The organism is Galbibacter sp. (assembly GCF_035306585.1).
GTDB lineage: Bacteria > Bacteroidota > Bacteroidia > Flavobacteriales > Flavobacteriaceae > Galbibacter.
The window spans coordinates 1-5,956 of sequence record NZ_DATGNU010000032.1 but is presented as its reverse complement, the minus strand read 5'-3'; the positions used below and the strand labels follow the sequence as shown (position 1 = coordinate 5,956).

Sequence of the window (5,956 nt, the reverse complement as noted above, 5' to 3'; positions counted from 1 at the left end):
TGTTACAATCAACTGGAAGCTGGAGGAATCATGGTCTTTGTTACCCTTTCTACAAATGATTATCGCTTTGGAATGGGGCTGCAGATTAGTGAAAACACCTTCCGCACCAAACATGGTATATCCTTATATTTTCTTGATGCGAAAAAGATTGCGGAAGAATTTGGATCCTATGGATTATATGAATTTGTGGAAATAAATGAACCTAGCTTAAAGAGAGGCTTAAAACCATCCCAGAAATTTTGGAAAATTAGTTGTCGAAAATCATAAGGCGTTTATAGCATTCACCCTTTTTTAATGACGGGCTAATTAAACAAGGCTCTAAATTCCAAGGGCGATTGATCGGTTTTGTTTTTAAAGAATTTACTAAAGGATTGTACATGTTCAAAACCTAATTCGTATGCAATTTCACTGATACTTAATTCAGTAGTAGAGAGTCTTTCTTTTGCTTTATCTATTATTTTTAGATGGATATGTTGCTGGGTGCTTAAACCGGTTAAGGATTTTAATAACCCACTTAAATAAGTAGGAGACATATTTAGATGTTCTGCTACAAATTGAACGGAAGGTAATCCTTTGTGATCTCCATATATATCATCAAAATAGGTGTTTAGAAGCTCCTCTAGTTTTTCCAATACTTGGTGGCTACATTTCTTTCGTGTGATGAATTGCCGTTTATAGAATCGCTGCGAATAACTTAATAATAACTCAATTTGAGAAATAATAATATTCTGGCTAAAGTCATCGATGTTGGCCGCTATCTCCTGTTGAATGTTCAAGAAAATAGTTTGCATAATTTGTTCCTCCTTTTTTGATAAAAACAGGGCCTCACTTATGGCATAATCGAAAAATTCGTATTGTTTTATAGATTTAGCCAAGGAGGTGTTCCAAATAAAATCAGGATGGATAAAAAGAATCCAACCAGACTTGTTTTCATCTCCCTGCTCTACAATTACATTTAGGGCTTGTTTGGGAGCAAGAAAAGACATTAAGCCTTCATCAAAATCATATTCTCGATGGCCATAGCGCATTTTACCTTGGATGTTTTTCTTCATGGCAATGGAATAGAAATTCTGAATCCAATTCACATGATTATCTGAAGCGTAATGCTTTACATCAGCGTAATCCACAAGACTAATAAGGGGATGACTAGGTTTTCCAAGCTCCCTGATACGGTGAAGTTCATTGATGGTGTTTATTTCTCTAATGGCTGTTTTCATATGTTTTTTCTAAAAGAGGGAGATTGTTTTTTAAGTTAAAGATATTTATTTTCAACCTAAAATCCATTACCACTGGATAAGGGAAGTAGGCCCTTGGTCTTTAAATTAGGTAGTTGGTTAATCGCCCTATTGTCACTATTGATTTTACCTGAAAATGGGAGCGTACTTTAGGTCTTTTGATAAGGAACGTAAAGTTACTCAGTTATGATCACTGCTATGGACCAGTATCCCTTCTAATTTACTGGTAGTCCAAGCGAAGGAAAATCCGGTGATTACCGTTAGTATAATAAGGCCAATTTCGCTGAAGGTCAATTCTGGGTGTGTCCCGAAAAATATAATTAAACCAAAGAAATAAATTGGAATCGTATTAAGGGGTTTTAGCTTTGGAGCAAGGTACATGAAGACGGCAATGACCAAAACAACAGCGATCGGTAGTCCTGCGGCACCAACTACACCGCTTAAAAATTTACTTTTTACCATCAGTAAGACTCCGATTCCAATACCGATCACAATTTGCGTAAAACTCAATAAGATTTGTTTAGGCGCTTTTCCAAAAAGAAAAAAGCTAACCCAGGCCATAAACAACACCCAAGTGTGTAAGTTCAATTGGTGTGTTGATACCACAGCAATGGCGCTCATTACTCCCACAATGAGTGCCCTAATTATTTTTGATCTTTCCATAGTAAAAGTTTTTGTTGGTTTTTTATTAGAATTCTAAAGTTCTCCAGTGGGTCCAAACCATATAGTGCATCCAAACTGTATTTTCCCGCTCCTGAGATTAAAAAAAAGAGATAGGTACCCAGGTAAATAAATGGTAGCTCCCCATGGATCTCGGTAATGTTAGCTTCCCAAAAGATCAACAGCACCACACTCATATTAATGACAATTAAAAAGCTTGATAATCTGGTCAATATTCCTAGAGCAACAAGGATAGCGCATATGCCGTCGCAAATTAAAGCAAAGACCAATCCAGTAGTTTTACCTAAGGATAAAGGATCCGGAAATTTTTCCAGCATTTCATTAAACTGAAATAGCTTTTCCCATCCGTGGTTGATAAATAAACCGATGGCGATCCAGATCCTTAGTAGTAATAATCCTAAATCTATGGTGCTGAGATTTTTCACGAATTTTTGCTTTAAAGGTTCATCCCACCAGAGACCTCAATGCGTTGACCATTAATCCATGCGGCATCTTTGCTACATAAAAAAGCGACCACACCACCGATGTCCTCTGCAACACCAACTCTACCTAGCGCTGTAACTGAGCTGATATAGTTATTATATTGCTTGTTATCTCTTACTTGACCTCCAGCAAAATCCGTTGCAATAGCTCCTGGGGCGATGACATTTACCCTTATCTCTCGATCACTTAATTCCTTTGCCAGATAACGCGTTAGGTTTTCAATGGCTGCCTTTGTGGAAGCATAAACAGCGTACCCAGGACCAACAAACCGGGTCAATCCACTGGATACATTGATAATACTTCCCCCATCGTTGAGGTACTTTAATGCTTTTTGGGTGAAAAAAAAGACTCCTTTAAATTGAATGTTTGTCAATTCATCAAATTGTGCTTCTGTGGTTTTATCAAAGGGAATATTGTTGCCGATTCCAGCATTGTTAATCAGGTAATCAAATTTTGAATGCCCCGTTTTTTCTTTCAGATGTTCTGCTACTTGATTAAAAAAATCATCAAAGGTGTCGATACGGCTCGTGTCTAATTGGTAGGCAATTGCCTTTGTTCCTTTTTTCTGGATTTGCGCAACGAGTTCTTCTGCTTTTTCCTTGTTTAAATGATAGGTTAAAATAACATTTATCCCCCGCTCAGCGATCCTTAAAGCTATCTCTTTTCCTAGGCCCCTGCTTGCTCCAGTAATCAATGCAATTTTTGTATTTTCCATAATCGTTGTTTTGTTTGTACAAAGTTCAGAAGGAATCCCTAGGGAGATTTAGCCAGATTTATGGTTTTGGTAGTCGAAATATATAATCGACAGGTTCTTATTTTAAATTGGTTAATTTTATGAGTGACTTTGAGCAACCCAAGGAAGCAATTTACCATTTGGTAGAAACGGCCTAAGCAGGCTACATTAATTTGTACTTATGAAAGAATTAATAGCATTTATATTACAATTCGGGAACCTGCATCAACAACAAATTGATCTTGTGTTAAGTAAAGCCCAAAAATTATACCTTCCCAAGGACAGTTATTTTTCAGAAGCTGGAAAAATTCCAAAATACGCTGGATTTGTAGTAGAAGGTGTTCTGCGAGGGTGTTATTATACAAATGAAGGAAAAGAAATTACCCGCAGCTTTGTCAGTGAGAATAGTATACTCTACGATTATGTTAATTTTGAAGACAACTCAGCGGCTACGCAATACATACAAGCCTGTACGGATTGTAAACTCATTGTGTTCTCAAAGAAGGACTGGGATGAGCTTTCTCAAATTATTGTCAATTGGGATACCATTAAAAACAAAATGATTCAAGCCTGCATGTACTCTAAATCCAGAAAAGGACCAGTGGTTTCACAAGATGGTACTACCCGTTATTTGGAGTTTCTGAAAAACCACCCATTATTGGTCAACCGCATTCCATTGCGCTATATTGCTTCTTACCTGGGTGTAACACAACAATCCTTAAGTAGGATCAGAAAAAATATTCAGTAAATATTCCTGTTATTACCATTTGGTAATTTTTATGTTTTTTTTTCTGGAAATCTTTGTCCTGGGACTTTAAAAAAGCAAACCATGAAAAAAGCATTTATTACGGGTGCCAATAAGGGCATTGGATTTGAAACTGCAAAGCAATTACTGGAAAAAGGATTTTATGTATTTATAGGAAGTCGAAGGCTAGCAAAGGGCATCAAAGCTGTTGAAATATTGAAAAGTCAAGGACTCCACAATGTAGCAGCTATACAGCTAGATGTTACAAACCAGGATTCTGTACAATCAGCTTTTGAAGAATTAAAGGAACAAACAACCAAGCTTGATGTGCTTATAAATAATGCAGGAATTAACGGGGGAAGTCCTTATACTGCCCTTGATGCCAGTATAGAACAATATATAAATACTTTTAATACCAATGTCTTTGGTGTTGCAAGGGTTATAAAGGTGTTTGTGGAACTTTTAAGAAATTCTCCGCAGCCTAGGATTGTAAATGTTAGTACAAGTGTGGGTTCACTAACATTACAAAGCGATCCAAAATGGCCTGCTTATGAGTATGCCAAATTGGCTGTCTATGGCGCCTCAAAAGCGGCATTAAATATGTATACCGTTCATCTTGCGTATGAATTGCGAAATACTGCCTTTAAAATTAACGCTGTTTGCCCGGGATATACCAGGACCGACTTTACAGACCATAAAGGAGGCGAAGTAGAAGAAGCGGCAAGGCGTATTGTAAAATACGCATTAATCAAACAAAATGGACCAACGGGTAAATTCTTTAGCGAAGAAACCAACCCTGAAACAGGGGTGGTTCCGTGGTAAACCCATCGGGAATGGTTTTTATAGAAAATACTTTTATAAGATTAAAGAGCCCCATAGTTCACCAATGATCATGCCTGTAAGCGCGTTGCCTTTATGGGGAAAAAAGAAAGCCATATACCTATTCTAAATTGCGGATCATCTGGCCAACACAATTTTCTATAACAACTTAAAATATCGCGCCATAAGGTCATCGATAAACAAAGAGCTATTGTATTTTTGCGATAGCTTTTAGTTTTTTTAAAGTAGCACGTAATGCAGGAGAAAATTGTAATTGTCGGTGGTGGATTAAGTGGGTTAACCCTGGCATACCTACTAAAAAAAGTCAATAAGGAGTCTATTGTATTAGAAGGTTCTAATCGCTTAGGTGGGCGTATACAAACCATTAAAGGTAATTTAGAAACACCTCTGGAGATAAGAGCTACTTGGTTTTCTGACCAACATCCTAATTTACTTGCACTAATAGAAGAATTGCATTTAAAGAAATTCCCGCAATTTTCAAAGGGGATATCATTATTTGAAACCAAATCATTTGAACCGCCTCAGCGGTTTTTTGTCCCTGAGTCAGAGGCACCTTCCTATCGACTAGCAGGAGGTACACAGCTGCTTATTAACACCTTAGAAAGCACCCTTGATCCAGGGTCCATAGTGCTGGATGCTCGGGTTACCAGAGTGCATACGTCCAAGGATAAAATCACATTGGATTGTGCCAATGGGCAGCGGTTTAACTGTGATAAGCTTGTTATTTGTGTGCCACCTCAATTGGTAAGTAACATTATGTTCTCACCTGAATTGCCAAGTGCACTAACAAAGGTTTTACCAACTGTCCAAACTTGGATGGCTGGCTCCATTAAATTTGTATTGGAATACGATCATGCCTTTTGGAGAAAGGAGGGGTATTCTGGAATGCTGTTTAGTCACGCTGGTATTGTTACGGAAATGTATGATCACACGAATTTTGAAGAGAACAAATTTGGCTTTACGGGATTCTTAAATGGAGCAGCCGTGAATTATTCTTATGAACTCAGAAAGGAACTTGTGATAAAACAATTGGCAGATTTGTTAGGGGGTCAGGCCCGTAAGCCGGTGTCTTATCACGATAAAATTTGGAATAATGTATATGTACAAGACGGTCCTCAGAGCATTCATAGGCCTCACCAAAATAACGGACACCCTGCATTGCAAGAAAGTTATATGGATGGTAGCGTATTGTTCTGTGGAACGGAATCTGCAACGGTGCATCCTGGATATATGGAAGGT

Annotated in this window: 7 protein-coding genes and 1 pseudogene; 4 read left to right on the top strand and 4 right to left on the bottom strand. The window is 37.8% G+C overall.

Annotated features, from left to right (window positions below; translation table 11 throughout):
- Positions 1–267 (top strand): annotated as a pseudogene (locus VKY50_RS03425) (SAM-dependent methyltransferase); the annotation flags it as partial.
- Between the two features lie 35 nt (positions 268–302).
- Here the strand turns inward: VKY50_RS03425 and VKY50_RS03420 are convergent.
- The 4 genes from VKY50_RS03420 to VKY50_RS03405 all read right to left on the bottom strand — a co-directional run bounded on the left by VKY50_RS03420 (position 303) and on the right by VKY50_RS03405 (position 3,114).
- On the bottom strand, positions 303–1,217 hold the full coding sequence (locus VKY50_RS03420; RefSeq protein ID WP_324298874.1) for a helix-turn-helix domain-containing protein: 915 nt from the start codon (positions 1,215–1,217) through the stop codon (positions 303–305).
- A gap of 198 nt (positions 1,218–1,415) precedes the next feature.
- The gene (locus VKY50_RS03415; RefSeq protein ID WP_324298872.1) at positions 1,416–1,898 is read right to left on the bottom strand and encodes a DUF1097 domain-containing protein; all 483 of its coding nucleotides are present in this window, start codon (positions 1,896–1,898) and stop codon (positions 1,416–1,418) included.
- Positions 1,880–2,341: a DoxX family protein gene (locus VKY50_RS03410; RefSeq protein ID WP_324298870.1), complete on the bottom strand. Its 462-nt coding sequence runs from the start codon at positions 2,339–2,341 to the stop codon at positions 1,880–1,882. The genes VKY50_RS03415 and VKY50_RS03410 overlap by 19 nt, the downstream gene beginning before the upstream one ends.
- Positions 2,342–2,352: 11 nt before the next feature.
- On the bottom strand, positions 2,353–3,114 hold the full coding sequence (locus VKY50_RS03405; protein ID WP_324298868.1) for an SDR family NAD(P)-dependent oxidoreductase: 762 nt from the start codon (positions 3,112–3,114) through the stop codon (positions 2,353–2,355).
- Between the two features lie 199 nt (positions 3,115–3,313).
- Here VKY50_RS03405 and VKY50_RS03400 point away from each other — a divergent pair, with 199 nt between their 5' ends.
- The 3 genes from VKY50_RS03400 to VKY50_RS03390 form a co-directional block, all read left to right on the top strand.
- The gene (locus VKY50_RS03400) at positions 3,314–3,880 is read left to right on the top strand and encodes a Crp/Fnr family transcriptional regulator (protein ID WP_324298866.1); all 567 of its coding nucleotides are present in this window, start codon (positions 3,314–3,316) and stop codon (positions 3,878–3,880) included.
- Between the two features lie 81 nt (positions 3,881–3,961).
- Positions 3,962–4,699 (top strand): SDR family oxidoreductase, encoded by a 738-nt coding sequence (locus VKY50_RS03395; RefSeq protein WP_324298863.1) that lies wholly within the window; start codon positions 3,962–3,964, stop codon positions 4,697–4,699.
- Positions 4,700–4,951: 252 nt separating this feature from the next.
- Positions 4,952–5,956 (top strand): flavin monoamine oxidase family protein (locus VKY50_RS03390; protein WP_324298861.1); only part of this gene is annotated, 1,005 nt, incomplete at its 3' end.